Source organism: Pseudomonas sp. NFX5 (genome assembly GCF_049132125.1).
In the GTDB taxonomy this organism is placed as follows: domain Bacteria; phylum Pseudomonadota; class Gammaproteobacteria; order Pseudomonadales; family Pseudomonadaceae; genus Aquipseudomonas; species Aquipseudomonas marginalis.
This window is the reverse complement of sequence record NZ_JAFMZG010000018.1, coordinates 47,065-73,544: the sequence shown is the minus strand read 5'-3', so window position 1 is coordinate 73,544 and position 26,480 is coordinate 47,065. Positions and strand designations below refer to the sequence as shown.

Here is a 26,480-nt window from a genome sequence, read left to right as displayed (position 1 = left end):
CGAGGTCTCGGCTTCAACGATACGGGTAATGACATGAAGCAATATCTCGAACTACTGAACGACGTCGTGACCAATGGCCTGACCAAAGGCGACCGTACCGGCACCGGCACCAAGGCCGTGTTCGCCCGTCAGTATCGGCATAACTTGGCCGACGGCTTCCCGCTGCTGACCACCAAGAAGCTTCACTTCAAAAGCATCGCCAACGAGTTGATCTGGATGTTGAGCGGCAACACCAACATCAAGTGGCTGAACGAAAACGGTGTGAAAATCTGGGACGAGTGGGCCACCGAAGACGGTGACCTGGGCCCGGTGTATGGCGAGCAGTGGACCGCCTGGCCGACCAAGGATGGCGGCACGATCAACCAGATCGACTACATGGTGCACACGCTCAAGACCAACCCTAACAGCCGTCGCATCCTGTTCCACGGCTGGAACGTCGAATACCTGCCGGACGAAACCAAAAGCCCCCAGGAAAACGCGCGCAACGGCAAGCAAGCCCTGCCACCGTGCCACCTGCTGTACCAGGCGTTCGTGCATGACGGCCATCTGTCGATGCAGTTGTACATCCGCAGCTCCGACGTATTCCTCGGCCTGCCGTACAACACCGCCGCCCTGGCGCTGCTGACCCATATGCTGGCCCAGCAATGCGACCTGATCCCCCACGAGATCATCGTCACCACCGGCGACACCCACGCCTACAGCAACCATATGGAGCAGATTCGCACCCAGCTGGCGCGCACGCCGAAGAAGCTGCCGGAACTGGTGATCAAGCGTAAGCCCGAATCGATCTACGACTATAAATTCGAAGACTTCGAAATCGTAGGCTACGAGGCCGATCCAAGCATTAAAGCCGACGTCGCCATTTAAAAGGACTGTCTCGGTCAAAATGTGGGAGGGGGCTTGCCCCCGATAGCGGTGGATCAGTTAAGTGAAAAATGACTGACACACCGCCATCGGGGGCAAGCCCCCTCCCACATTTAAACCGTGTTCGCTTGAGTTAATGCCCGTGGCTTCTCCCTACATGTGAGGGCTCGGCCTCGCTGGCGGCCACACCGCCGTTGACCTCCAGTCGCTGCAAAATCCCACAGTGGTCCCCACCGCCACAGCGTTGGCGCAGGTCCAGCAACTGCTCCTGCAACGCCAGCAGCCCGTCAATCCGCGCTTTCACATGGTGGATATGCTCGTCGATCAACGCATTCACGTTTTCACACTGGTCCTGGGGGCTGTCCCGTAGCCCGAGCAGGCTGCGGATCTCTTCCAGGGTCATGTCGAGGCTGCGGCAGTTGCGGATGAAGATCAGCCGCTCGGTGTGCGCCTGGGTGTACACGCGGTAGTTGGCTTCGGTGCGTGCCGGGGGTGGCAGCAGGCCTTCCTTCTCGTAATAACGGATGGTTTCCACCGGACAGTCGGTCAGTTTGGCCAGTTCGCCGATCTTCATTACAGCAATCTCCAAATGGGTGCTTGACCCTATAGTGGCTACAGGGTCTTTACTTGGCAACAGGCACCTTACGGACGCGACCTGATGAGCGACTCCATTCACACCCCGCACAAACACGACCATGACCACGATCATGGGCCGAAGAAACTCACCCCCGTGCACGATCACGGCCATGGCGGTTCCTGCTGTTCCGGCACGCCCGCACCTGTGTTGGTGCAGTTGAGCGAGGCGCCCACCGCCGGCTCGCGCCTGAGTACCTTCCGCATCGAAGCCATGGACTGCCCCACCGAGCAGACGCTGATCCAGAACAAACTGGGCAAGCTGGCCGGTGTGCAGCAGCTGGAATTCAACCTGATCAACCGCATCCTCGGCGTTACCCATGACCTGCCGAGTACCGCGCCGATCATCGAAGCGATCAAATCCCTGGGTATGCAGGCCGATCCGATCGTGGAGGGCACCCCGGCCGCCGAGCTGCCCGCCAAGAAGCATTGGTGGCCGCTGGCGTTGTCCGGTGTGGGCGCGTTGGGCGCCGAAGTACTGCACTTCAGCAATGCCGCGCCCACTTGGGTGATTGCGCTGGTAGCGCTGGTGTCGATCCTCAGCGGCGGCCTCACCACTTACAAGAAGGGCTGGATCGCCCTGAAAAACCTCAACCTGAACATCAACGCCCTGATGAGCATCGCGGTCACTGGCGCGGTCCTGATCGGCCAGTGGCCGGAAGCGGCCATGGTGATGTTCCTGTTTACCGTGGCCGAGCTGATCGAGGCCAAGTCCCTGGACCGTGCGCGCAATGCCATCAGTGGCTTGATGCAGATGACACCGGAACAGGCCACGGTTCGGCAGGCTGATGGAAGCTGGGTTGAAATGGAGGTCAAGAGCATTGAGCTGGACGCAATCGTGCGGGTAAAACCCGGCGAGCGTATCGGCCTTGACGGTGAGGTCACCGCCGGCCAGTCCACCATCGACCAGGCGCCGATCACCGGTGAAAGCCTGCCGATTGAAAAGACCGTCGGCGATAAGGTCTTCGCCGGCACCATCAACCAGGCCGGTTCCCTGGAGTACAAGGTCACGGCGGCTGCCAACAACTCCACCCTGGCCCGCATCATCCATGCGGTGGAGCAGGCCCAGGGCGCGCGGGCACCGACCCAGCGGTTCGTCGACAGCTTCTCGAAAATCTACACCCCGGCCGTGTTCCTGTTCGCCTTGGGCGTGGCCGTAATCCCGCCGCTGTTCATGGCCGGCGCCTGGTTCGACTGGATCTACCGCGCCCTGGTGCTGCTGGTAGTGGCGTGCCCGTGCGCGCTGGTGATCTCCACCCCGGTGACCATTGTCAGCGGCCTGGCGGCTGCGGCGCGCAAAGGCATCCTGATCAAGGGCGGTGTGTACCTGGAGGGCGGTTACAAGCTTGACTACCTGGCCCTCGACAAGACCGGCACCATCACCCACGGCAAGCCGGTGCAAACCGATTACCTGGCACTGTTCACCACTGTCGAAGACAGCGCCCCGGCCCTGGCCGCCAGTTTGGCCGCGCGCTCCGATCACCCGGTGTCCCTGGCGATTGCCAACGCGGCTGTGGATAAAAACCTGCCGGTGCACGTTGTGGATAACTTCGAAGCCCTGGCCGGGCGCGGTGTGCGCGGCGATATCAATGGCCAGACCTACCACTTGGGCAACCACCGCCTGGTGGAAGACCTTGGCCTGTGTTCGCCGGAGCTGGAAGAAAAGCTGTTCGCCCTGGAAAAACAGGGCAAGTCCGTGGTGCTGTTGCTCGACAAGTCCGGCCCGCTGGCGCTGTTCGCCGTGGCCGATACGGTCAAGGACAGCAGCCGCGAAGCCATCCAGCAACTGCATGAGCTGGGCATCAAGACCTTGATGCTCACCGGCGACAACACCCACACCGCCCAGGCGATTGCGGCCCAGGTCGGCATCGACCAGGCCCAGGGCGATCTGTTGCCCACCGACAAGCTGCACGCCATCGAAACCCTCTACGGCCAAGGCCACCGGGTGGGCATGGTCGGCGACGGCATCAACGACGCCCCGGCCCTGGCGCGCGCCGAGATTGGCTTTGCGATGGCTGCGGCAGGCACCGACACCGCTATCGAGACGGCCGACGTGGCCTTGATGGACGATGATTTGCGCAAGATTCCGGCATTCATTCGTTTGTCGCGGCAAACGTCGAGTATCCTCAAGCAGAACATCACCCTGGCCCTGGTGATCAAGGCGATCTTCCTGGTGGTCACGTTCCTGGGCATGGCGACCATGTGGATGGCGGTGTTCGCCGACATGGGCGTGGCCCTGCTGGTGGTGTTCAATGGCCTGCGCCTGTTGCGCAAATAGAGGATGAGAGGGTGGTGTGCTGAGTGCCGAGTTGAAGGCGTTTTTTATGGTCGCCCGCCTGGGCAGTATTACCCAGGCGGCGAAAAAACTCGGCCTGAGCCAGCCCACTGTTACCACCCAGATTCGCAACCTGGAAAGCCAGTACGGCGTCGAGCTGTTCTACCGTGGCGGGCGCCGCCTGACTGTCAGCGACGAGGGCGCGCGCCTGCTGCCGATGGTCAAGACGCTGTTGCAGCAGGAGGCGGATATCGAGTTTTTCCTGCGCAACAGCGGCCAGGTCCAGGGCGCACTGAGGATTGCCGCCACGGCGCCGTACTACATCCTCGACCTGGTCAAAGCCTTTCGCGAACGCCTGCCGCAGGTGGAGGTGTCGGTGGAAATCGGCAACTCCCAGCAGGTGCTTGAAGCCTTGGATGACTACCGCGTCGATGTCGCTGCGTCCTCACAGTTGCTCGAAGACCCGCGTCTGATCCGTCGTGTACTGGGCACCGACCCGTTGGTGCTGGCGGTACACCGCAACCATCCACTGGCCAAGCTCGACCATGTGCCCCTCAGTGCCTTGGCCGGGCATACGTTGTTGATGCGTGAAGCGGGCTCCACCACGCGACGGCTGACGGAAGAGATGCTGCAGGGTGCGGGCGTCAGTTACGGGCCGCTGCTGGAAATCGGCAGCCGTGAATCGATCCGTGAAGCGGTGCTGCGCAATATCGGCATCAGCATCATCGCCCGCCAGGAAGTGCCCCATGACCCGCAGCTGAAGGTGCTGACCCTCGAGCATGCGCCGCAGATTCCCGAGTACCTGTACTGCCTCAAGGAAAGAAAAGGCGCTCGTCTGCCGGCGGCGTTTCTGGGGTTGGCGCAGGAAATGTCGCCGATCTAAAGCCTTGTAGTGGCTTTGGGGACCAATCGGGAGCAAGCCCCCTCCCACAGGTGACTGCATTTCCATGTTGGAACTCGGTCAAGTGTGGGAGGGGGCTTGCTCCCGACTGCGGTAGACCAGGCAGCCCACCGCTAAGCGTCCTACACAAATCTGCGAATACCACTATCGCCGCCTTTTGCCTTCCTGCCATAAGAGCGACGCATTGCCTGCCTAGCATGGCCTTCATCAGTTTGATGAGGTGCCACCATGAACACAGCCCTGACCCAACCCGGCGCGCCGATGAACGTGCGCGGTATCCAGAAACGCTTCGGCGCCTTTACGGCGTTGGACAATGTGTCCCTGGACGTGGCTGCCGGCGAGCTGGTGTGCCTGCTCGGCCCTTCCGGTTGCGGCAAGACCACGTTGCTGCGCTGCATTGCCGGCCTGGAACGCCAGGACAGCGGCGAACTTTACCTGGGTGACCGCGATGTTTCCCTGCTGCCGCCCCAGGCTCGCGACTACGGCATTCTGTTCCAGTCCTACGCGCTGTTTCCCAATCTCACCGTCGAAGCGAACATCGGCTACGGCCTCACCGGCAGCGGTCGCGATGAAGTGCGCCAGCGCGTCGGCCAGATGCTTGAGCTGGTGGGGCTGCTTGGCAGTGAAAAGAAATACCCCGGCCAACTCTCCGGCGGCCAACAGCAGCGGGTCGCCCTGGCCCGTGCCCTGGCACCGGCGCCGTCATTGCTGTTGCTGGATGAGCCGATGTCGGCCCTCGACGCCCGCGTGCGCGAGCATCTGTGCACCGAGCTGCGCCAGCTGCAGCGGCGCCTCGGTATCACCACCCTGATGGTCACCCACAACCAGGACGAAGCCATGTTGATGGCCGACCGCATTGCCGTGATGAACAACGGCAAGGTCGAGCAATACGCTACGCCCCAGGAAATCTACGACCGCCCGGCCACGCCGTTTGTGGCGGAGTTTGTCGGCCAGGGCAACTGGCTGCCGTTCAGTCGCAACAGTGCCAGCCATGCCCAGGTCGGCGGGATGAACATGCGCCTGGCCGAGGACGCCGGCGTGGCCAGGTCCGGCCGGCTGTTCTGCCGCCCGGAAGCGATCAGCGTCAACCCGTCGGTGCATGAGGAGAACCTGTTCCCGGCCAAGGTCCGCGAGATCACTTTCCTCGGCAACCGCTGCCGCATGAGCTTTGAGCTGGAGCAGCTGCCCGGCCATCCGCTGCTTGCCGAACTGGCCCCGGAATCCATGCCGCGCCTGGGCGCCCAGGACATCTGGGTTGCCTTGCCGCCGCGCAGCCTGCAGGTGTTTGCCTGAGATGGCCGCTGTCTTGACTCTGGCGCGTCAAGCGTCACGCGCCGAAACCGGCGACCGTATTTTCGTGGTCGGCGGCAAACTGCTCTGGCTGGTGCTGCTGGGCATCGCCGTATTACTGCCACTGCTGGCGATCTTCTGGCGCGGTTTCAGCAGCGAGGCCGGGCAGGGCGGTGGCCTGGTCGCCGCACGGGAGTTGGTCACCAGCGCCAACTTCCACTGGCTGCTGGGCAATAGCCTGAAAGTCTCCCTCAGCGTGGCGGCCATTGTCGTACCGCTGGCCTACCTGTTTGCCTACGCCCTGCAACGCACGTTGATTCCCGGCAAGGCCATCTGGCGCGGTATGTCGCTGCTGCCGCTGATGGCGCCGTCAATGCTGCCGGGGATTGCACTGGTCTACCTGTTCGGTAACCAGGGCCTGTTGCGCGGGCTGTTCTCGGACAACATCTACGGCTTCTGGGGCATTGTCCTCGGTGAAGTGATCTACACCTTCCCACATGCCCTGATGATTTTGCTGTCGGCGCTGTCGTTGGCCGATGCGCGCTTGTTCGATGCGGCCTCGAGCATGGGCGCCAGTCCTGCCCGGGCGTTTCGCAGCATCACCTGGCCGGCCACGCGCCAGGCGGTATTTGCCGCGTTTTGCCTGGTGTTCACCTTGACCATCACGGATTTCGGCGTGCCCGTGGTGGTGGGCGGGGATTACCAGGTGCTGGCGCTGGAAGCCTACAAGGCGGTGGTCGGCCAGCAACAGTTCGGTCGCGGTGCGTTGATCGGCATGGTGTTGCTGCTGCCGGCGCTGTTCAGCTTTGGCGTCGACGCCTGGTTGCGCCGTCGCCATGGCGAGGCCATGAGTGGCCGCGCCCAGGTCTTCCAGCCGGCGCCGTCGCGTTTACGGGATGGCTGCTACCTGCTCATCGTGCTGCTCATCAGTGCCGTGTTGCTGCTGGTGTTCGGCATGGCGGTGTACTCCTCGCTGGTGAAGTTCTGGCCGTACAACCTGTCGCTGTCGCTCAGCCACTACCAGTTCGAAGACACGGCCGGCGGCGGTTGGCTGGCCTATCGCAACAGCTTGACCCTGGCGTTGTGCACGGCATTGATCGGCAGCGTATTGATCTTTACCGGCGCCTACCTGATGGAAAAGACCAAGGGCCAGCAGGGCCTGAACCTGGCGCTGCGCATGCTCAGCTTTGTGCCGATGGCCGTGCCGGGGTTGGTGCTGGGCCTGGGCTACGTGTTCTTTTTCAACCTGAGCGGCAACCCGCTGCATGTGTTCTACGGCACCATGACCCTGCTGGTGGTGTGCACCATTGCTCACTACCTGACCACCGCGCAGATGACCGCCACCACCGCGCTGCGCCAGCTGGACGCCGAGTTCGAAGCGGCGGCGCTGTCGCTCAAGGCGCCGCTGTATCGCCATTACTTGAAAGTCACGGTGCCGATCTGCCTGCCGGCGCTGCTGGACATCGTGCGCTACCTGTTTGTGTCGGCGATGACCACCGTGTCCGCCGCGATCTTCCTCTACAGCCCCGACACCATCCTCGCCGCCGTCGCCGTGTTGAACATGGACGACGCCGGCAATGTGGGCGGCGCGGCGGCCATGTCGACCCTGATCCTGTTCACCTCAGGCAGCGTTTCGCTGCTGCTGGCGTGGGCTTCACGTGGCGCCTTGCGCCGCTCCCAAGCCTGGCGCCAGATCGCGCCCGGCCAATAAACATCCCTGAAGGAGGTGCTCCATGTTCAAACCCCTGGCGCTGGTCGCTGCCGTACTCACTGCATTCAGCCTGAATGCCTTCGCCAAGACCGAGTTGACCGTGTACACGGCCCTTGAAGCCGAGCAGTTGAAGACCTACAAAAAAGCCTTCGAGCTGGCCAACCCCGACGTCGAGATCAAATGGGTCCGCGACTCCACCGGCATCATTACCGCCAAGTTGCTGGCCGAAAAAGACCGCCCGCAGGCCGATGTGGTCTGGGGCCTGGCCGCGTCGAGCCTGGCGATCCTCGATCAGCAGGGCATGCTGGACAATTACGCCCCCAAGGACCTGGACAAGATCGGCAAGAATTACCGTGACGCCGCCAACCCACCGGCCTGGGTTGGCATGGATGTGTGGGCCGCGACCATTTGCTTCAACACGGTCGAAGCCGAGAAACAGGGCCTGACCAAGCCGGTGAGCTGGCAAGACCTGACCAAGCCCGAGTACAAGGGCAAGATCGTGATGCCCAACCCGGCCTCGTCCGGCACCGGCTTCCTGGATGTGAGCGCGTGGCTGCAAACCTTCGGCGAGAAGCAGGGCTGGCAGTACATGGACGACTTGCACCAGAACATCGGCCAGTACGTTCACTCCGGTTCCAAGCCGTGCAAGCTGGCGGCTTCCGGTGAGTTCCCGATTGGTATTTCCTTTGAGTATCCGGCCGTGCAGCTGAAGCGCCAGGGTGCGCCGCTGGACATCATCCTGCCGAAGGAAGGCCTGGGCTGGGATATCGAAGCCACTGCCGTGATCAAGGGCACGGCCCATGCGGACGCCGCCAGAAAGCTCGCCGACTTCTCCGCCAGTACAGCGGCGATGGACCTGTACAAGGACAACTTCGCCGTGCTCGCCCAGCCGGGGATCGCCAAGCCGCAGACCGAATTGCCGGCCGACTACGAGCAGCGGTTGATCAAGAACGACTTCGGCTGGGCCTCGAAAAACCGCGACAGCATCCTGGCTGAGTGGCGCAAGCGCTATGACGGGAAGTCGGAGAAGGTGGCGGGGCAGTAAGGTTTTCGTCAGGGCTACTTGCCTCATCGGGAGCAAGCCCCCGATAGCGGTCTTGAAAACAGGACATCACTAAATGACACACCACAGCGACCTGCTCATCATCGGCGCCGGCATCCTCGGCCTGTCCCACGCCTACGCCGCCGCCAGGCGCGGGCTCAAGGTCAAGGTGTTCGAGCGTAGCGCCACACCCCTGGGGGCCTCGGTACGCAACTTCGGCCAGGCCCTGGTCACCGGGCAGCCGCCGGGGCCGATGCTCGACCTGGCACGGAAAAGCCGTGAAATCTGGGGGCATTGGGCGCAGGAGGCGGGCCTTCAATTGAAGCGCAACGGCTCGTACCTGTTCGCCCGCACCGAAGCCGAAGAGCATCTGCTGGAAGCCTTCTGCGCCGACCGCGCGCGTGAACACGGCTATAACGTCGACCTGTTGCAAGGCGCGGCGCTGAAGGATCTGTATGGCGGCCAGTTCCGCCATCACCGCGCCGCGCTGCATGGCCTGGACGACCAGCAACTGTATTCGCGCGAGGCGATACCGGCGCTGATCCACTACCTGAGCCAGCAACTGGGTGTGGAGTTTTACTTCTCCACCCTGGTGCGCGATGTCGAACCGGGCCAGGTGCACAGCACGGCGGGCAGCTTTCGTGGCGAGCAGGTCATCGTCTGTTCCGGCCACGATTATCAAACCCTGTTGGCCGAGGCCATCGCCGAACTCAACCCGCAGATCTGCCGCCTGCAAATGCTGCGCGCCCGGCCTGCACTCAACCTCAACCTGCAACACGCCTTGCTCACCGGCCTCAGTTGCGTGCACTACGGCGCTTTTGCCGACCTGCCTGAAGCCGCGCCGGTACAGGCACAAATCCTGCGCGAGGCGCCGCACCTGCATGCACACGGGATTCACCTGCTGATCAGCCCGACGCCCCATGGCGAACTGATCATCGGCGACTCCCACGACTACGGCAGCGATGCCTCGCCGTTCAATGCCGAGCAGGTGGATGACTGGATGATCGAGTTGGCCGAACAGACCTTGGGTTGCAAGATCCAGGTAATGGAACGCTGGCAGGGCGTCTACGGCGCCCGGGGCCCGGCGCCGTTTTCATTTGTGCAGGCCGCACCTGGCGTGAGCGCCGCCTTGATGCACACCGGTGTGGGCATGAGCGTGGGGCCGGCGATGGCCGAGCGCAATATCACAACCCTGTGGGGGCCGGCGTGATGAGCCCGGAACAGGCGATTGCCACAATCTTCGCTTTGTACGAGCAGCACGGCGCGGCGGATTACATCGGCGAGCCAGTGTCGCAGATCGAGCACATGTCCCAGGCCGCGCAGTTGGCCATGGCCGAAGGCTTCGATGATGAAGTGGTTCTGGCGGCGTTTTTCCACGATATCGGCCATCTGTGCGGCCAGGGTGGCGAGAACATGGGCGGTTATGGCGTGGTCAGCCATGAGCGGTTGGGCGCGGATTATTTGCGTCGTGCAGGCTTCAGTGAGCGCCTGGCCAGGCTGGTGGAGTACCACGTCCAGGCCAAGCGCTATCTGACGTTCAGCCAGCCGGACTACTACGCACGCTTGAGCGAAGCCAGCCGCCGCACCCTCGGTTACCAGGGCGGCGTGATGACGGCCGAGGAGGCCCGCGCCTTTGAACAAGACCCGCTGTACCAGGTCAGCCTGCGCCTGCGCCACTGGGACGAACAGGCCAAGCAAATGCACGTGCCGGTGCTCGACCTGAGCGTACTCAAGGCCAAGGCCCGGCAACTGCTGGCGGCTTAAGTCTCGTCGAGGCGCTGGGCCAGGGCTTCGACCTGTTCCTGGCGTTCGGCCTGGCTCAGTCTGGCCTGGGGGTTGAGGGACGACCATTGCGGGTGGGCGCGGGCCTTGTGCAACGCGTCCGGCAATTTGCCTTCGCGCCAGGTCTTGTCCTGGGGCGTATCGACCTTGATGCTGTGCATCGCCGCATGGCCGCGCAGGTTCAGGGCCTTGAGCAACTGGCGCTGGCGCAGGGCGAGCAGGCGCAGCACGCTGTCGTCCACGGTCAGCTCGCGTTGGCCCTTGATCTTGCCCAGCAGGCGGCTGCCGTAGCTGCGTGCAGTCTGCAACGCGCCACCGGCGATGGCGCCCGCCAGGGCGGCGGCGCCGAGGGTCAGCCCGCCGACCAGCAGGTCCACACCGGCTCCGGCCGCTGCGCCTGCAGCGATGCCACCACCGACGCGTACGCCGAGTTGCTTGAGGGTTTCCGGGTTGAACAGGTCATCCCCCCAACGGCCGTCGAGCAACGGCAAGTCGCTGGCGGCGGCGTCCTGCGGGCGGAAGCCGAACAGCTTGAGCAGGGCCTCCACGCATTTTTGTTCGCGCTGACGCACCGCCTTGCGCAAATCGCTGATGGCTTGTTGCTCATCTTCAGTCACCACGCTGCGTCGGCACGCGGCGCAGTCGATCAGCAATTCGGCAATCAACCGCGCGGCACTCTGTTGACGGGCCTGGCGTTGGGCTTCCTGGTCGAGGATCAGGCGCTGCAACTGCGGTCGGGCGTTTTCCAGCAGCAGGGCGAGACTTTCATACAGGCGACGTTCGCCGCCTTCCGGCGGCGCGACGCTGTCGAAACGCACCAGCGCATGCAGGCCCAGGCGTGCCAGGGCTTCACGCCAGTCCGGCTCGCGGTGGTCGCTGCTGCTGACGAAGTTGAGCACCGGCAGCAACGGTTTGCCACAACTGGCCAGCACTTGCAGCTCATCACGGTACTTGGCCAGCACCGGTTCGCGAGCGTCGATCACATACAGGCCGGCGTCCGAGGCCAGCAGTTGGCGCAGCACCTTGGCTTCCTGTTCAAAGCGCTGGCGGGCTTCGCTGCCTTCCAGGAACCGCGCCAGACGGGCCGGGCCGTCCAAGCGTTCACCGGGGCGATCCAGGCGTTCCAGGTAGTCGAGCAGGGCGATGGCATCTTCCAGGCCGGGGGTGTCATAGAGATCGAGCAAGGCTTCGCCGTCGACCGACAAGCGCGCGCCTTCGACATGCCGCGTGGTGCTGGGGCGATGGGAGACTTCACCGAACCCGACGTCACGGGTGAGGGTGCGCAGCAACGAGGTCTTGCCGACGTTGGTGTGGCCGACCACCGCGAGTTTCAGTGGCTTAGTCATGACCGGTCTCCAGCCAGTTCAACGGCGCGCAGTCGGCGAACGGCAGCTCCAGTTGTTGCAGCGCGCTGTGCCAGTCGCCCAGGCGCTCGGCATCCAGCGCCTGGCCGGGCGGGGCTTGCAGCAGCCAGACACGGGTGTCGGCGGCGCTGCGTGCAAGTTCGGCGATCAGTGCCAGGCTGCCACGGTCCGGCGAGCGGCGCGGGTCGCAGACGATGGCCAGGCGCGCGGGCGGGAAGCGGCTGAGTTGCTCCAGGAGCTTGTTGCGCGATTCGCGGCTGTCGAGGATGCCGGCGTTCTTAACCTTCGCCGGCAACTTGGGCGGCCAGGGATGTTGATCGTCCAGTTCGATGGCGACGAGCAAGGCGCCGTCGCTGTCCAGCTCACTGACGCCTCCGGTGACGTGGTGCAGTTGTTCCGGCGCGGCGTCGTTGACGCCAAGGCGCTCGCTGCTGGGCATCAGGCGTTCGCGCAGTGGGCTGTAGCCGGGCAGGTTGAGGTCGAGATGCAAGGCGGCGCGCCCGCGTTTCCAGCGCCAGAGGCACAGCAGGGCGAGGATCAAGCGGGGCAGCAGGCCGTAGACCAGCAAGACGCCGACCAGCCAGGCGGCCCAGGCCTGGCGGGCGCTTTCGATGTTCAGGGCGGAATCGCCGCTGGCGCGGATCATCTCGACGGTCGGTACGTTGAAGCCCAGCAGGGCGGGCAGGGTGCCGAGGGCCTGGGTCACGGCGACGAAGGTGTCGGCGCCGAGGATGGTGGTTTCCCACACAAAGCCGTAACGGCGGGTGGCGAGCAGCGTCAGCAGAATCACCAGCGCGCTGAGCAGCGCCAGCAACCACAGGCTGTTGACCAGCACACCGACCGCCCAGCGATTGAGTTTCTGCCGTTGCAGCAACAGCAGCAACGCCGGGGCCAGTTGGGCAGCCTTGGCATCGCGCGCCAGTTTTTCACTGAGCCACAACCACAAGCGCCCGAGGCTGGCGCCGTGCTCGCCGGCAAACAACAGCCCCAACGCCCAGCTCAACAGCAGGATCAGGTTCAGGCCGAGCAGGCTGCCCAGGGCCCAGAACACATTCACCGGGGTCAAGCCGTTGCCCAGCGCAGCAAAGGCCAGGCCCGCGCCGCTGATGACGGCCACCACCGCCAGCAGCACCAGCGCCAGGCGTGCGCCTTGCAGCCAGCGCGTGAGGGCGGCGGTCAGGCCATCGCGCTCGGCCAGGTGCAGGGCGCGCTGCTGGATGCGCGTCGGCAGGTCGCCGCCCGCGGTGCGGGCGAGGCGATTGGCTTCCTGGTCTTCCAGGGGGCCGGCGTGTTCTTCACGCAGGCGCACGGTTTCCGTCAGCCAGAGTTTGTGCAGGGGGGTCAGTGCGGTCACGCGTCTTCCTGTCGTGCAAGTGAGCTTGGAGCATAACCGCTGGTTCGTGGCTCTGGTATTCTCGTCGCCATGAAAAAAACTCTCCCTTTAAGCCTGATCGCAGCCCTCGGTGAAAACCGCGTGATCGGCGTCGACAACAGCATGCCCTGGCATTTGCCGGGGGATTTCAAATACTTCAAGGCCACCACGCTCGGCAAGCCGATCATCATGGGGCGCAAGACCTGGGACTCCCTGGGCCGACCGCTGCCGGGGCGCTTGAACATTGTGGTCAGCCGTCAGACCGACCTGGCGCTGGAAGGTGCGGAAGTTTTTCCGTCACTCGATGCCGCCGTGGCGCGGGCTGAAGCCTGGGCGCTGGAGCAGGGCGCGGATGAGCTGATGCTCATCGGCGGTGCGCAGTTGTATGCGCAGGGGCTGGAACAGGCGGATCGCCTGTACCTGACACGCGTGGCGCTGAGCCCGGAAGGGGATGCGTGGTTTCCGGCGTTTGATGCGAGCCAGTGGAAGTTGGTGTCGAACGTCGAGAATCCGGCGGAAGGGGACAAGCCGGCGTACAGCTTTGAGGTTTGGGAAAAGGCCTGACTGGCACCAGATTAGTCAGACTTGCAAAAGAAGCCTCGATGCGCCACTGTAATGACCAATGTCTTTACAGTGAGGGCTGCCCCATGGCCTCTATCAACGTACGTATCGACGACGACCTTAAGGCTCGTGCTTATCACGAGTTGGAAAAGCTCGGCGTCACCCCATCGGAATTAATGCGGCAAGCCTTGCAGTACGTGGCAGACCGCGGCCAGTTACCTTTCAAGCCTGTCCTCATGACTGAAGAGGATGAGGCCTTGTTGGCAACAGTTCGGGAACGGCTGGCTGCGCCCCAGCGGGTGAAGGTCTCACTGGATGACCTATGAACTGGGTTTCGATGCACGGGCTTTGAAGGAATGGCACAAACTGGGCGATACCGTTCGTCAACAGTTTAAAAAGAAGCTGGTCGAGATCCTGAACAATCCACGTATTGAAGCCAGCCGTCTGCATGGCTTGCCCGATTGCTACAAAATCAAGCTACGCAGCACCGGTTATCGGTTGGTCTATCAAGTCATTGATCAGGAGATCACGGTGTTTGTCGTGGCTGTCGATAAGCGTGAGCGTGATGAGGTTTACCGAAAGGCTGCTGATCGTTTGAGCTAGCAGGGAGTGAGGTCCCTGCTAGCTTATTCCTTCAGGCCTGCGCCAACTCCCCATGCTCATCCGCATCCAACAACGCTTTATCCGTCTGCCCCATGATCTGGCTGGTAATTGCCCCCGCCGTCATCGAACCATTCACGTTCAGCGCCGTACGGCCCATGTCGATCAGCGGCTCCACGGAAATCAGCAGCGCCACCAGTGACACCGGCAAGCCCATGGCCGGGAGCACGATCAACGCGGCAAAGGTCGCGCCGCCGCCCACGCCCGCCACACCGGCCGAACTCAGGGTCACAATCGCCACCAGGGTCGCGATCCACAGCGGGTCCAGCGGGTTTATGCCCACGGTCGGCGCCACCATCACCGCCAACATGGCAGGGTAGAGGCCGGCGCAGCCGTTCTGGCCGATGGTCGCGCCAAATGAGGCGGCGAAGCCGGCGATGGAGTGCGGGATACCCAGGCGGCGGGTCTGCGCCTCAATGCTCAGCGGGATGGCCGCCGCGCTGGAGCGGCTGGTGAAGGCAAAGGTCAGCACCGGCCAGACTTTGCGGAAGAAGCGCAGCGGGTTGATCCCGGCCAGGGACAGCAACAGGCCGTGCACCACAAACATCAGGCCCAGGGCCAGGTACGACACCACCACAAAACTGCCGAGCTTGATGATGTCCTGCAGGTTGGAACCGGCGACGACCTTGGTCATCAGCGCCAGCACACCGTACGGGGTCAGCTTCATCACCAGGCGCACCAGGCGCATCACCCAGGCTTGCAGGGTGTCGATGGCGTTGAGCACCTTCTGGCCTTTTTCCACGTCATCCTTGAGCAGTTGCAGCGCGGCAACCCCAAGGAAGGCGGCGAAAATCACCACGCTGATGATCGACGTCGGCTTGGCCCGGGCCAGGTCGGCGAACGGGTTGGCCGGCACGAACGAGAGCAGCAACTGCGGGATATTCAGGTCGGCGACCTTGCCGGCGTAATCGCTCTGGATCACTTGCAGGCGTGCCATTTCCTGGGTGCCGGCCACCAGGCCTTCGGCGGTGAGGCCGAACAGGTTGGTCAGGCCGATACCGATCAGCGCTGCAATCGCGGTGGTGAACAGCAGCGTACCAATGGTCAGGAAGCTGATCTTGCCCAGGGACGAGGCGTTATGCAGGCGCGCCACGGCACTGAGGATCGAGGCGAATACCAGCGGGATCACGATCATTTGCAACAGTTGCACGTAGCCGTTGCCGACCAGGTCGAACCAGCCTATGGAGGCTTTGAGCACGGGGTTGCCGTCGCCGTAAATGGCGTGCAAGGCCGTACCGAACGCTACACCGAGGACCAGGGCGAACAGAACCTTCTTGGCGAGGCTCCAGTGGGTGCGACGGGTTTGTGCCAGGCCCAGCAACAGGGCCACGAACACCAGCAAGTTGAGAATCAGGGGCAGATTCATTGAAGCTCCGTTGAGAAGGCAGCCAATCGCGTGAGCCTGCGATTGCGAACCGGAAATCCTAACAGCTTGAAATATATTGATTTAATACCAATATGGAATGGCGACTGTCGTTTTTGGAATAAGCTGCTGACGCTCCGGCGTATGCCCATGACGGAATCAGGACGCACACCGTCGTGCTCGCGTTGGGAACTGTCACAGGGATTTGTTAGCGTCCATGTCTTTCACTCAGGGAGACAACGCCTATGAAGCTCGCGCCGAAATTACTAGCCGCCGCATTCTGCCTCGGACTCGCCAGCCAGGCGTTCGCCGCCACCGAGTTGAAACACTGGCCGGCACCCGCCGCCAAACAACTGAACGAGATGATCGCCGCCAACGCCAACAAGGGTAACTTCGCGGTGTTCGACATGGACAACACCAGCTACCGCTACGACCTCGAAGAATCCCTGCTGCCCTACATGGAAAACAAGGGCCTGATCACCCGCGACAGCCTCGACCCGTCGCTCAAGCTGATGCCGTTCAAAGACACCGCCGACCATAAGGAAAGTCTGTTCAGTTACTACTACCGCCTTTGCGAAGTCGACGACATGGTCTGCTACCCGTGGGTTGCGCAGGTGTTTTCCGGCTTCACCCTCAAGGAACTCAAGGTCCAGGTGGATGAACTGATGGCCTCCGGCAAACCGGTGCCGGTCAGCTATTTCGAAGGCGACGTGGTCAAGCAGTCCGAGGTACAGCCGCCGAAGGTCTTCACCGGCCAGGCCGAGCTGTACAACAAGCTGATGGAAAACGGCATCGAGGTGTACGTGATGACCGCCGCGTCGGAAGAGCTGGTGCGCATGGTCGCCGCCGATCCGAAGTACGGCTACAACGTCAAACCCGAGAATGTCATTGGCGTAACGACCCTGCTCAAGGACCGCAACACGGGCGAACTGACCACCGCACGTAAACAGATCGCCGCCGGTAAATACGACGAAAAAGCCAACCTCGGCCTGGAGCTGACCCCCTACCTGTGGACCCCTGCCACCTGGATGGCCGGCAAGCACGCGGCGATCCTCACCTACATCGATGAATGGAAAAAACCGGTGATCGTCGGCGGCGATACGCCGACCAGCGACGGTTACATGCTGTTCCACGATGTGGACGTGGCCAAGGGCGGCATCCACCTGTGGATCAACCGCAAGGACAAATACATGACCCAACTCAACGGCATGATCGCCAAGCATGCCGCGGCGCAAGCCAAGGAAGGGTTGCCGGTGACGGCGGACAAGAACTGGGTGATCGTCAAGCCTGACGAGATTCAGTAACACCGGGTCGCCTGCATCCCAGGCAAGCCAGCTCCCACATTTTTAATGTGTTCACACATCAAAAGGTGGGAGGGGGCTTGCCCCCGATGGCGGACTCAAGGGCACTACAAAATCCAGCCTAAAATAGATATCAATTGCGAACAAATCTCATCCTCTGCTAGCGTGCGCACTTCCTGAACCCTCCGTTCTTCTCAAGGTAGTGCTGTGCCCTCCTGGAATTCGCAGATCGCGCGCCTGTTCGCGGAGCAGAAGAAAGCCCTCGAAGCCTTCGTCACTCGCCGCACCGGCAGCGCCCAGGTGGCCGCCGACCTGACTCAGGAGTCGTTCCTGCGCCTGGCTCGCATGGACTGCGGCGAAAAGATCGACAACCTTCCAGCCTTCCTCTTCACCATCGCCAGCAACCTGGTGCGCGATCACCAGCGCCAGGCCATCCGCCGTGAGCGCCTGGACGCGGGCGAGCCCAGCGAAGAGCTGCCGTGCAGCAATCCGGGTGCCGACGAGCAATTAGCCGCCTACCAACAGGAACAACTGATGCAGGATGCGATCCTGGCGTTGCCCCCAGCGACTCGGCAGATCTTCCTGCTTTATCATGTCGACGAACTTTCCTACCGCGAGATTGGCGAACGCCTGTCGATCACGGCACGCAGTGTGGAATACCAACTGCGTCGCGCCTTGATTGAATGCCGCGCGTACATCAAGACGCGGCTTGCCTGCGATGAACAAGGACGTCGCTCATGACCGCCACCTCCACTGCCGACGTGTTGTTTGACGAAGCGTCCGGCTGGTATTTCCGCCTGCAGGCCGAGGACGTGACGCCGGCTGACATGGACGCCTTTGCCGCCTGGCTGGGGCAAGGCCCGGCCCAGGATGACGCCTGGCGGGAAGTGCAGGCGATGCTCGGCGGCCTGCGCGAACCGGCGCGGGTGATTCGCCGCGCCGAACAGGCCGCCTGGCGCAAACCGGCGCGAGCCTGGCAGCGTTGCGCGTGTGCTGCGGCGGTGTTGCTGGCCGTGGGGCTTACCGTGCAGAACACGCCATGGCTCGATCGCCTGCGCGCGGACTACACCACCGGCACCGGCGAGTCGCGCAGCATCGAACTGGCCGACGGCTCGCACCTGCAACTCAACACCGACAGCGCGGTGCAGATCCGCTTGAGCGGGGGCGAACGGCAAATCCGTTTGCTGCGTGGCGAAGGCTTTTTCGACGTCACCAAGGATTCGACACGGCCGTTCGTGGTGCAGTCCGGCGACGGCTGGGTGAAGGTGGTCGGGACGCAGTTCAGCGTTGCGCGGCGCGATGCGCAGACGCGGGTGCAGGTGGCGCAGGGCAAGGTGCAGGTCAGTGCCGGCAGCGGTGAACCGGTGTACCTGGAGCCAGGGCGGGCCGTGGAATATCAAGGCCAGCGCCTGGCCGAGGTGCATGCTTTCGACCCGGCCAGCGGCTTTGCCTGGCGCCAACGGCAACTGGTGTTCCGCCAGCAGCCGCTGTCGGAAGTGGTGAGCGAGTTGAATCGCTATTGGCCCGGCAAGACTCTGGTGCTCGGTGATGCGCTGCGCAACCGCGTGGTGTCGGGTGTGTTTGAAATCGACAAACCCGAAGCCGTGATCAAAGCGCTGGAGTACACCCTTAACCTGCGTGCCGAGCACTACACCCCATATTTACTGGTGTTGCGCGAAGGCAAGGCATCGTAATCGCAACTTTTTGAAAAAACTTTCAGGGTTTCTCCCCAGGCACTCGTCCTTGATCACTGAGGCGTAAATAGTAAGCACTCTCAAGTAGTGCGGCGCCGATCACAGACTTTTTGCACCGGGGAGCACCATCCATGGCACATCGATTCGCCGCACGGTCCTTGTTGGCACTGGCCATTTCCATGGCCTGTGGCACTGCGCCGCTGTATTTGCAGGCCGCCGACACCACCCAGGCCCAGACCTACCGTTTCGATATTGCAGGGCAAAGCCTGGACGGTGCGCTGGCGGCGTTTTCGGCGGTGACGCGAGTTCAGGTGCTGGTGTCGGGTGAGTTGACCCAGGGCGTGCTGTCGCCGGGTGTCAAAGGCAGCCTCGGCCAGCGTGAAGCCTTGGGGCAACTGCTCGGCGGTACCGGGCTGAGTGCGGCGTTTATCAACGCGGACACCGTGACCCTGGAAAAGCGCATGGACACAGGCTCCGCCATCGAAGTCGGCGCCACCACCATCAGCGCCGAACACTTGGGCGCCACCACCGAAGGCAGCGGCTCCTACACCACCGGCGCAGTGACCCTGGGCAAGGGCGAACAGAAACTCAAGGACATCCCGCAATCGGTCAGCGTCATGACCCGCAAGCAGATGGACGACCAGAACACCACCAAGCTCTCCGAAGTGGTCAAGCGCACGCCCGGCCTGACCGCGACCAAATCCCCGGGCCCCGGCATGTTCATCTTCTCCCGTGGCTTCGAGATCGGCACCCTGCAATACGACGGCGTCGGCATCCCGCGTAACACCTACGCGCTGGGCAGCTACCTTACCGAAAACATGGCGATCTACGACCGCGTCGAAACCTTGCGCGGTCCGGCCGCTTTGCTGCAAGGCGCCAACAGCCCAGGCGGCACCATGAACCTGGTGCGCAAGCGCGGCCAGCAGGCGCCTACGGTGACCGTCACCGCCAAGGCCGGTTCGTGGGATCACTATGGCACCCAGGTGGATGCGGGTGGTCCGCTGAACGCCGAAGGCACGTTGCGCGGCCGCTTTGTGGCGGATTACGACACCACCGATTCCTTTGTCGACTATGCCGGCGGCTGGAATCAGACGGTCTACGGGGCGGTGGACTACGACTTCACGCCTGACACCACCGTGGGTGTTGGTATCAGCAACCAGAAAGGCCATTCACGCCCCAACTTCATGTCGCTGCCCCGTTATGCCAACGGCAACGATATTGGCCTGTCACGCTCCACCTTCGTCGGTGCCAGCTGGAACCGCGCCGTCAACAACCAGACCCAGGTGTTCGCCGACATCGAGCATCGCTTCAACGACGACTGGAAAGTGAAAGCCGCCCTCGTGGCGATGGACGAACATAACGACGCGACCTACCAAGCGACGTGGGACGCCATCCCCAACCCCGGCGACACCGGTAACGTGCGCTATGTGGACTGGGTTACCGACTTCAATACCAAAAGTCGTGGTGCGGATGTGTATGTCAACGGCGAGTTTGAAGGCCTGGGTTTCCAACAGGAGATGGTGTTGGGCGCCAACTATTCCAAGCTCACCACAGACGACCAATGGGCCCGTGCGGCGACGGCTGGCGCCGATATTTTCAACATCGACCACAACCGTCCGCAGCGCGATAAGTACCAGCTGTTTCAGGCAGGAAATGCGTCGAGGAGCTGGTACGACATTCGTCAGAAAGGCATCTACGGCACCTGGCGCGTGAAAGTGCTCGATCCGCTGACCTTGATCGTTGGTGCACGTACCAGTTGGTATGACTATTCCTACATCGACCAGAGTGGTTCCAGGGGGGTGTACGGCAGTCCGTCCGGAAGCGCCACTCAGACGAATGGCAAGGTCACGCCGTATGCGGGCCTGGTATATGCCCTCAATGACCAATGGTCTGCCTATGCCAGTTACGCCGATGCGTTCGAACCACAAACCAACCGGACAACTTCCGGCTCCTTGCTCAAGCCTATCGAGGGCAAGAACTACGAGCTGGGTCTCAAGGGGGAGTTGGCGGATGGTCGTCTGAATACCTCGTTCGCGATCTTCCGTTATGATCAGGAAAATCGCGGCGTCCAAGACCTTCAAGGGCCGATGAACTGCGATGGCTGGTACTGCTCGGTCGCCTCGGGCAAGGTCCGAAGCCAAGGCTTGGAAGCCACATTGAGCGGCGAAGTGCTGCCGGGTTTGCAACTGGTCTCCAGTTACACCTACAACACCACCAAATTCCTCAAGGACGACACCTACGAAGGCAAGGTCTTCAGTACCTGGACGCCCAAGCACTTGCTCAAGGTCTGGGGCGATTACCAATTGCCGGGGGACTGGAATAAAGTCAGCGTCGGCGCCGGGGTGACCGCGCAAAGCAGTACCGTGGCCTACGACCGCACCTTCAGTGTGCCGGGCAATGCACTGTGGGATTCGCGGGTGGCCTACAAGATCAACCAGGAGTTCACCGTCGCGGCGAACCTGTACAACATGTTCGACAAGAAGTATTACATCCCTGCCTACAACGCGAACTGGGGCAGCAACTACTACGGTGATCCGCGTAATGTGATGTTTACGATGACCTACACGCCGCAGTTCTGATTACATCCGGATATAAAAATGCCCCGCATTTGGCGGGGCATTTTCATGTGTGGCGGTTAGCCCTTACAGCCCATCCAGCATTGCCTTGTTACGTACCGCACCCTTGTCGGCACTGGTCGCCAACAAGGCATAGGCCTTCAACGCGGTCGTGACTTTGCGCGGACGCTTCTCCACCGGCTTCCAACCTTTCTTGTCCTGCTCGACCCGGCGCGCTGCCAGCTCTTCATCGCTGATCAACAGGTTGATCGAGCGGTTTGGAATGTCGATCAGGACCTTGTCGCCGTCCTGCACCAGGCCAATCGCACCGCCGGCAGCGGCTTCAGGTGACGCGTGGCCGATGGACAGGCCCGAGGTGCCGCCGGAGAAACGGCCGTCGGTGAGCAGGGCGCAGGCTTTGCCCAGGCCCTTGGACTTCAGGTACGACGTCGGGTAGAGCATCTCTTGCATACCCGGGCCGCCTTTCGGGCCTTCGTAGCGGATGATCACGATGTCGCCTTCTTTGACTTCGTCGGCGAGGATGCCGCGTACCGAGCTGTCCTGGCTTTCGTAGATCTTGGCGCGGCCTTCGAAGACGTGGATGGATTCATCCACGCCGGCGGTTTTCACCACGCACCCGTCAAGCGCAATGTTGCCGTACAGCACGGCCAGGCCGCCTTCCTTGGAGTAGGCGTGCTCGACACTGCGGATGCAGCCGTTTTCACGGTCGGCGTCCAGGGTGTCCCAACGGGTCGACTGGCTGAACGCGGTCTGGGTCGGGATACCGGCCGGGCCAGCCTTGAAGAAGGTGTGCACGGCTTCGTCGTCAGTCAGGGTGATGTCCCACTTGGCGATGCCTTCGGCCAGGGATTTGCTGTGCACGGTCGGCAGGTCGGTGTGCAGCAGGCCGCCACGGGCCAGGGAGCCGAGGATCGAGAAGATCCCGCCGGCGCGGTGCACGTCTTCCATGTGGTACTTCTGGATGTTCGGCGCGACCTTGCACAGTTGCGGCACATGGCGGGACAGGCGGTCGATGTCGCGCAGGTCGAAATCGATCTCGGCTTCCTGGGCCGCAGCCAGCAAGTGCAGGATGGTGTTGGTGGAACCGCCCATGGCGATGTCCAGGGTCATGGCGTTTTCGAACGCCTTGAAGTTGGCGATATTGCGCGGCAACACCGACTCATCGTTCTCGCCGTAGTAGCGCTTGCACAGCTCGACGATGGTGCGGCCGGCCTGCAGGAACAGCTGCTCGCGGTCGCTGTGGGTGGCCAGGGTCGAACCGTTGCCTGGTAATGCCAGGCCGAGGGCTTCGACCAGGCAGTTCATCGAGTTGGCGGTGAACATGCCGGAGCACGACCCGCAGGTCGGGCAGGCGCTGCGCTCGTATTCCGCGACCTTCTCGTCAGAAGCGCTGGAATCGGCGGCGATGACCATGGCGTCGACCAGGTCCAGGCCATGGGAGGCGAGTTTGGTCTTGCCGGCTTCCATCGGGCCGCCGGAGACGAAGATCACCGGGATGTTCAGGCGCAGGGCGGCCATCAGCATGCCGGGGGTGATCTTGTCGCAGTTCGAGATGCACACGATGGCGTCGGCGCAGTGGGCGTTGACCATGTACTCCACGGAGTCGGCGATGATCTCGCGGCTCGGCAGGGAATACAGCATGCCGTCATGGCCCATGGCGATGCCGTCGTCCACGGCGATGGTGTTGAATTCTTTTGCCACGCCGCCAGCGCGTTCGATCTCGCGGGCGACCAGTTGGCCCAGGTCCTTGAGGTGCACGTGGCCGGGTACGAACTGGGTAAAGGAGTTGGCAATGGCGATGATCGGCTTCTTGAAGTCGTCATCTTTCATCCCCGTGGCACGCCACAGTGCGCGGGCGCCGGCCATGTTGCGGCCGTGGGTGGATGTTTTCGAGCGGTAATCTGGCATGGAGCACTCCGGGCGGCTAATCAGGTACTAAACAGGGGAGTGAGCTTCTATTGACGTCTGGAGCACTCAGAAATAGCCGTGTGTCCGGAGGTTGCCTCAAACGCTGCGGGATCGCCGCGCGCAGTGGCCTTGAGCTCATAAACCCGCCGGGGGATGACTGGCGATGAATAGGGCCGATTCTACACCGCTGGCGGCTGGAGGGAACGGGATACTCAGGGCCGCTGGCTTTGTTTAGACTGGCGGCCCTTTGCCCCTACCCCTCTCCAAAGGAATTGGAATGCCCGGTATCCATCGTTTTCTTGGGTTCTACCTGCTGATCGGTCTGATCCAGGGAATCGTCTTCTATTACTCCGATCAGCTCTATCGCTTGAGCGAAACCGTGTTTTTTGTCACCTACACCGTGGTGTTGGTGGGCGGTACCACCTTGCAACTGCTGGGGGAAAAAGCCCGACAGTGGCGGTCGTTGCTGCCTACGCTGGCATTCACCCTGTTGATGGGTGGCATGACGCTGTGGGTCTGCTACGGCCTCGACCATGTCGGCAATAACCGCTGGGCGATCAATTCCTGGTTTATCAGCGTGGTGGTGTTGAGCTATGTCTGTGCCACGTTTCTGTTCGCCTGGCCCGCCGAAAAAGGGCAACGCTGGCGTTATGAAGACCTGTTCCAGCAGGCCTGGAACAGCGTATTCATCGTGCTGTATGCCCTGATCCTGGTGGGGGTGTTCATGTTGCTGCTCAAGCTATGGGGCCGACTGTTCCTGATGCTGGGCATCGAATTTTTTGAGCGCCACTTCTGGAGCCAGCTATTCCTGTGCATCAGCTTGCCGTTGGTGTTCGCCTTGGGCATGTACCTGGCGGCGCGCAGCGAGAAAGTCATCGGCCAGATGCGCGGCATGCTGTTCAGCGCCTGTGGCTTGTTGTTGCCGTTGATCGCCCTGATCAGCCTGCTGTTTACCCTGACCTTGCCGTTCACCGGGCTCGGTCGGATTTGGGCGACGGGTTATTCCACGCCGATTCTGCTGGTGCTGGCGGGGGCGCAGCTGTTCTTGCTCAATGGTGTTTTTCAGGAGGGCGTTCAACCTCCACCGTACCCCAAATGGTTAACGCGGTTTATCGAATTGAGCCTGCTGTGCCTGCCGGTTCTCGCCGCCCTGGCGTTTTATTCGAGCTGGTTGCGGGTCGAGCAATATGCCTTATCGCCACAGCGCTTCATTGCACTGGCGGCGGCGTTACTCTGTGGTTTGTATGGCCTGGCGGCCGTGTGGGCGGTGGTGTTGCGTTCGCCGGTCTGGCTGGCCAACCTGCGTGTTACCAACCCGGCCTTGGCGCTGCTGTTTTGTGGGCTGGTGGTGTTGGTCAACACGCCGATCCTCGATCCGGTGCGCCTGAGCGTCGACGATCAGGTCCGGCGTTTGCTCGACGGGCGTACCAAGGCTGAAGCGTTTGACGCGCACTACCTGCGTTTTGGCCTGGAGAAGGCTGGGGAGGCGGCGTATGCCAAGTTGCAGGTCGACCTGGACCAGGAGCGCATTCTGGACCCGGAATCGCGCCGTGCCTTGCGTGAGCGGATGGAAGACACCTCGCTGAGTTTCAGTGAACAGTATGAAAAAGAGCGTGCCCGCCGGCCCAAGCCCGAGCTGGAATGGATCGGCCCCGAGCCCAAGGGCAGCGAGCAGTTTGCCGAGCTCAGCCTGAACACTGACTCTGGGTGCGAGCCCGGCTGTGTGTTGTGGGCGGTGGACTTCGATCAGGACGGGCAGCCCGAAGTGCTTGCGATACCCCGCACCAGTTATCGCCATGACTTCAAGCCGCCGCGCATTTTTGTCCTGGACGATAAGGGCGAATGGGACGATCGCGGCCCTCTCGTATGGACGCAACTGCCCGACGGCTATGTGGACACCGAGACCCTGATCCACGATATCCGTGAGGGCAAGATCTCGTTGGTCAAGCCTCGTTACCGGCAGTTGCAGTCCAGTGACATGTTGCTCACGCCGGTGGTTCGTGAGCCGTAGTCCGCCGATTGGTCACCAGCCCCCAGAGGCTGAATCCGATAAAACTGAGGGCGATGCTCATCAATAGATGATCGCCGGCCTGGGCCAGTGCCGCGCTGCCGACAGCGGCAGTGAGAAACATGATGCTATTGCCCGCCGACGCCGCCGTGCCCGCGCTGCTGGAGAACAACAGCATTGCTGCGGAAATCGCGGCGGGCCTGACCAGGGTGACGGCCAGGGCGCTGATCAGCATCGGGATCAACAAGGTCACGGTGGTCATGGCTTCAATGCTGACGATCAGCGTTAACAGCGCGCCTGCGACGAGCAGCAAGCCAAGACCGATATTGATTTGCCGGGACAGCGCCATGCGTTTTTGCAGGTACGAGGCAGCAACGCCGCCGAGCAGGTAGGCCAGGCCGTACACCATCAGCACCAGCGCATATTGGTATTCGGACAGCTTCAGCGCATCCATGAAAATCAGCGGCGTCACGCTGATCAAGGCGAAGTAGCAGGCAAACACCAGGGCGGCGATCCACCAATAGCGCAGAAAGTCCCGATTGCGCGCCACGGCCTTGAGTGTGCCGATGATGGATACCGGTTCGCGGTGCGGGCTGGAGGACTTCGACGGCAGGATACAGAGCGCATGGATCAACATGCCCGATGCCATCAGCGCAAACCCATAGAAGCTCCCTTGCCAGTCGAAGGTGGTTTGCAGCCAGGAGCCGATCAGCGGCGACAGCGCGACAAACGAGCCGCTCAGGGTCATGTAATAGAGGCGCACCCGGGCTCGGTCCTGTTCGTCGAACAGGTCTTCCACCAGTGCATGGCCCAATACGAAGAAGCCGCAGCCCATGGCCTGGACCGTGCGGAACAGCAGGAAGGTCAGGTAATCCGGCGCCATGGCGCAGCCTATCGCCCCGAGGATCGACAGCGTGATACAGCCGATCAGGACTTCCTTGCGTCCCCATTTATCCGAAAGTGGACCGGCGAGCAGTTGGGAGATGGAAAAGACCAGGGTGAACAGGCTGATGGACAGCGCGATGTCTGCGCTGGGCGTGTCGAACCGGGCGGACAGGGCGGGGAACGACGGGAGCAGGATATTGATCGGGAAAAAGCTGATCAGTGAGATGCAGGTGATGAGGATGAAGCGGGAGAGGGTGGGCCCAGACATTGTTTTTGTTTTCCGGAGTAAA

General features: G+C 62.2%; 22 protein-coding genes. 16 read left to right on the top strand and 6 right to left on the bottom strand.

Features of this window, described 5'->3' with window-relative positions:
- The first annotated feature begins 33 nt into the window (after positions 1–33).
- A complete protein-coding gene (locus J1N02_RS11710) occupies positions 34–867 on the top strand; it encodes a thymidylate synthase (protein WP_027608429.1) in 834 nt (277 codons plus the stop codon).
- 130 nt (positions 868–997) lie between these two features.
- On the opposite strand, the gene cadR is transcribed toward J1N02_RS11710, so the two are convergent.
- Positions 998–1,438, bottom strand: a complete 441-nt coding sequence (gene cadR, locus J1N02_RS11705) for a Cd(II)/Pb(II)-responsive transcriptional regulator (RefSeq protein WP_027606134.1) — start codon at positions 1,436–1,438, stop codon at positions 998–1,000.
- 84 nt (positions 1,439–1,522) lie between these two features.
- Here cadR and J1N02_RS11700 point away from each other — a divergent pair, with 84 nt between their 5' ends.
- From J1N02_RS11700 to J1N02_RS11670, 7 genes are all read left to right on the top strand, one after another.
- Positions 1,523–3,775 (top strand): heavy metal translocating P-type ATPase, encoded by a 2,253-nt coding sequence (locus J1N02_RS11700; protein WP_421147366.1) that lies wholly within the window; start codon positions 1,523–1,525, stop codon positions 3,773–3,775.
- A 16-nt stretch (positions 3,776–3,791) separates the two neighbouring features.
- Positions 3,792–4,655, top strand: coding sequence for a LysR family transcriptional regulator (locus tag J1N02_RS11695; protein WP_027606132.1), 864 nt, complete (start codon positions 3,792–3,794; stop codon positions 4,653–4,655).
- Positions 4,656–4,901: 246 nt separating this feature from the next.
- Positions 4,902–5,966, top strand: coding sequence for a putative 2-aminoethylphosphonate ABC transporter ATP-binding protein (locus tag J1N02_RS11690; protein WP_098480770.1), 1,065 nt, complete (start codon positions 4,902–4,904; stop codon positions 5,964–5,966).
- 1 nt (position 5,967) lies between these two features.
- Entirely contained in the window at positions 5,968–7,674 is a 1,707-nt protein-coding gene (locus tag J1N02_RS11685; RefSeq protein WP_169898756.1) for a putative 2-aminoethylphosphonate ABC transporter permease subunit, read from the top strand.
- A 22-nt stretch (positions 7,675–7,696) separates the two neighbouring features.
- A complete protein-coding gene (locus J1N02_RS11680) occupies positions 7,697–8,719 on the top strand; it encodes a putative 2-aminoethylphosphonate ABC transporter substrate-binding protein (protein WP_027606129.1) in 1,023 nt (340 codons plus the stop codon).
- Positions 8,720–8,792: 73 nt separating this feature from the next.
- Positions 8,793–9,926 (top strand): TIGR03364 family FAD-dependent oxidoreductase, encoded by a 1,134-nt coding sequence (locus J1N02_RS11675; protein WP_098480772.1) that lies wholly within the window; start codon positions 8,793–8,795, stop codon positions 9,924–9,926.
- Positions 9,926–10,480 carry a phosphonate degradation HD-domain oxygenase gene (locus tag J1N02_RS11670; protein WP_098480773.1) on the top strand — a complete coding sequence of 185 codons (555 nt, stop codon included), beginning with the start codon at positions 9,926–9,928 and terminating at the stop codon, positions 10,478–10,480. The genes J1N02_RS11675 and J1N02_RS11670 overlap by 1 nt, the downstream gene beginning before the upstream one ends.
- Here the strand turns inward: J1N02_RS11670 and J1N02_RS11665 are convergent.
- Positions 10,477–11,844 carry a DUF3482 domain-containing protein gene (locus J1N02_RS11665; protein ID WP_421147365.1) on the bottom strand — a complete coding sequence of 456 codons (1,368 nt, stop codon included), beginning with the start codon at positions 11,842–11,844 and terminating at the stop codon, positions 10,477–10,479. The genes J1N02_RS11670 and J1N02_RS11665 overlap by 4 nt on opposite strands.
- Positions 11,837–13,216: a DUF2868 domain-containing protein gene (locus tag J1N02_RS11660; protein ID WP_027606125.1), complete on the bottom strand. Its 1,380-nt coding sequence runs from the start codon at positions 13,214–13,216 to the stop codon at positions 11,837–11,839. Before J1N02_RS11660 ends, J1N02_RS11665 begins: the two co-directional genes overlap by 8 nt.
- A 69-nt stretch (positions 13,217–13,285) precedes the next feature.
- On the opposite strand from J1N02_RS11660, the gene J1N02_RS11655 reads away from it, so the two are divergent.
- The 3 genes from J1N02_RS11655 (at position 13,286) to J1N02_RS11645 (ending at position 14,398) form a co-directional block, all read left to right on the top strand.
- On the top strand, positions 13,286–13,798 hold the full coding sequence (locus J1N02_RS11655) for a dihydrofolate reductase (RefSeq protein WP_065946531.1): 513 nt from the start codon (positions 13,286–13,288) through the stop codon (positions 13,796–13,798).
- Positions 13,799–13,881: 83 nt separating this feature from the next.
- On the top strand, positions 13,882–14,121 hold the full coding sequence (locus J1N02_RS11650; RefSeq protein ID WP_092489412.1) for a type II toxin-antitoxin system RelB/DinJ family antitoxin: 240 nt from the start codon (positions 13,882–13,884) through the stop codon (positions 14,119–14,121).
- Positions 14,111–14,398: a type II toxin-antitoxin system RelE family toxin gene (locus tag J1N02_RS11645; protein WP_092489413.1), complete on the top strand. Its 288-nt coding sequence runs from the start codon at positions 14,111–14,113 to the stop codon at positions 14,396–14,398. The genes J1N02_RS11650 and J1N02_RS11645 overlap by 11 nt, the downstream gene beginning before the upstream one ends.
- A 31-nt stretch (positions 14,399–14,429) precedes the next feature.
- On the opposite strand, the gene J1N02_RS11640 is transcribed toward J1N02_RS11645, so the two are convergent.
- Positions 14,430–15,821: an L-cystine transporter gene (locus J1N02_RS11640; RefSeq protein WP_169898754.1), complete on the bottom strand. Its 1,392-nt coding sequence runs from the start codon at positions 15,819–15,821 to the stop codon at positions 14,430–14,432.
- Between the two features lie 242 nt (positions 15,822–16,063).
- Between J1N02_RS11640 and J1N02_RS11635 the strand changes: the two genes are divergently transcribed.
- From J1N02_RS11635 to J1N02_RS11620, 4 genes are all read left to right on the top strand, one after another.
- Complete coding sequence (locus J1N02_RS11635) at positions 16,064–17,122, top strand: hypothetical protein (protein ID WP_027606122.1); 1,059 nt, start codon at positions 16,064–16,066, stop codon at positions 17,120–17,122.
- Positions 17,123–17,326: 204 nt separating this feature from the next.
- Positions 17,327–17,860 carry an RNA polymerase sigma factor gene (locus tag J1N02_RS11630; protein WP_092355721.1) on the top strand — a complete coding sequence of 178 codons (534 nt, stop codon included), beginning with the start codon at positions 17,327–17,329 and terminating at the stop codon, positions 17,858–17,860.
- On the top strand, positions 17,857–18,813 hold the full coding sequence (locus J1N02_RS11625) for a FecR family protein (RefSeq protein WP_421147364.1): 957 nt from the start codon (positions 17,857–17,859) through the stop codon (positions 18,811–18,813). Before J1N02_RS11630 ends, J1N02_RS11625 begins: the two co-directional genes overlap by 4 nt.
- A 131-nt stretch (positions 18,814–18,944) precedes the next feature.
- Complete coding sequence (locus tag J1N02_RS11620; RefSeq protein ID WP_027606119.1) at positions 18,945–21,392, top strand: TonB-dependent siderophore receptor; 2,448 nt, start codon at positions 18,945–18,947, stop codon at positions 21,390–21,392.
- A gap of 63 nt (positions 21,393–21,455) precedes the next feature.
- Here the strand turns inward: J1N02_RS11620 and ilvD are convergent, their stop codons facing one another.
- The gene (gene ilvD / locus J1N02_RS11615) at positions 21,456–23,297 is read right to left on the bottom strand and encodes a dihydroxy-acid dehydratase (RefSeq protein WP_027606118.1); all 1,842 of its coding nucleotides are present in this window, start codon (positions 23,295–23,297) and stop codon (positions 21,456–21,458) included.
- 277 nt (positions 23,298–23,574) lie between these two features.
- Here ilvD and J1N02_RS11610 point away from each other — a divergent pair, with 277 nt between their 5' ends.
- The gene (locus J1N02_RS11610; protein WP_092355713.1) at positions 23,575–25,308 is read left to right on the top strand and encodes a DUF4153 domain-containing protein; all 1,734 of its coding nucleotides are present in this window, start codon (positions 23,575–23,577) and stop codon (positions 25,306–25,308) included.
- Here the strand turns inward: J1N02_RS11610 and J1N02_RS11605 are convergent.
- Positions 25,283–26,458: an MFS transporter gene (locus J1N02_RS11605; RefSeq protein WP_414887632.1), complete on the bottom strand. Its 1,176-nt coding sequence runs from the start codon at positions 26,456–26,458 to the stop codon at positions 25,283–25,285. The genes J1N02_RS11610 and J1N02_RS11605 overlap by 26 nt on opposite strands.
- Between the last annotated feature and the right edge of the window lie 22 nt (positions 26,459–26,480).

Excerpts from the sequence above, each read along its gene's own strand:
- J1N02_RS11700 (WP_421147366.1), top strand. The coding sequence starts at position 1,523 with ATGAGCGACTCCATTCACACCCCGCACAAACACGACCATGACCACGAT.
- J1N02_RS11605 (WP_414887632.1), bottom strand. The coding sequence starts at position 26,458 with ATGTCTGGGCCCACCCTCTCCCGCTTCATCCTCATCACCTGCATCTCA.
- J1N02_RS11675 (WP_098480772.1), top strand. The coding sequence starts at position 8,793 with ATGACACACCACAGCGACCTGCTCATCATCGGCGCCGGCATCCTCGGC.
- ilvD (WP_027606118.1), bottom strand. The coding sequence starts at position 23,297 with ATGCCAGATTACCGCTCGAAAACATCCACCCACGGCCGCAACATGGCC.
- J1N02_RS11625 (WP_421147364.1), top strand. The coding sequence starts at position 17,857 with ATGACCGCCACCTCCACTGCCGACGTGTTGTTTGACGAAGCGTCCGGC.
- cadR (WP_027606134.1), bottom strand. The coding sequence starts at position 1,438 with ATGAAGATCGGCGAACTGGCCAAACTGACCGACTGTCCGGTGGAAACC.
- J1N02_RS11690 (WP_098480770.1), top strand. The coding sequence starts at position 4,902 with ATGAACACAGCCCTGACCCAACCCGGCGCGCCGATGAACGTGCGCGGT.
- J1N02_RS11635 (WP_027606122.1), top strand. The coding sequence starts at position 16,064 with ATGAAGCTCGCGCCGAAATTACTAGCCGCCGCATTCTGCCTCGGACTC.
- J1N02_RS11645 (WP_092489413.1), top strand. The coding sequence starts at position 14,111 with ATGACCTATGAACTGGGTTTCGATGCACGGGCTTTGAAGGAATGGCAC.
- J1N02_RS11610 (WP_092355713.1), top strand. The coding sequence starts at position 23,575 with ATGCCCGGTATCCATCGTTTTCTTGGGTTCTACCTGCTGATCGGTCTG.
- J1N02_RS11685 (WP_169898756.1), top strand. The coding sequence starts at position 5,968 with ATGGCCGCTGTCTTGACTCTGGCGCGTCAAGCGTCACGCGCCGAAACC.
- J1N02_RS11620 (WP_027606119.1), top strand. The coding sequence starts at position 18,945 with ATGGCACATCGATTCGCCGCACGGTCCTTGTTGGCACTGGCCATTTCC.
- J1N02_RS11710 (WP_027608429.1), top strand. The coding sequence starts at position 34 with ATGAAGCAATATCTCGAACTACTGAACGACGTCGTGACCAATGGCCTG.
- J1N02_RS11640 (WP_169898754.1), bottom strand. The coding sequence starts at position 15,821 with ATGAATCTGCCCCTGATTCTCAACTTGCTGGTGTTCGTGGCCCTGTTG.
- J1N02_RS11680 (WP_027606129.1), top strand. The coding sequence starts at position 7,697 with ATGTTCAAACCCCTGGCGCTGGTCGCTGCCGTACTCACTGCATTCAGC.
- J1N02_RS11650 (WP_092489412.1), top strand. The coding sequence starts at position 13,882 with ATGGCCTCTATCAACGTACGTATCGACGACGACCTTAAGGCTCGTGCT.
- J1N02_RS11665 (WP_421147365.1), bottom strand. The coding sequence starts at position 11,844 with ATGACTAAGCCACTGAAACTCGCGGTGGTCGGCCACACCAACGTCGGC.
- J1N02_RS11655 (WP_065946531.1), top strand. The coding sequence starts at position 13,286 with ATGAAAAAAACTCTCCCTTTAAGCCTGATCGCAGCCCTCGGTGAAAAC.
- J1N02_RS11670 (WP_098480773.1), top strand. The coding sequence starts at position 9,926 with ATGAGCCCGGAACAGGCGATTGCCACAATCTTCGCTTTGTACGAGCAG.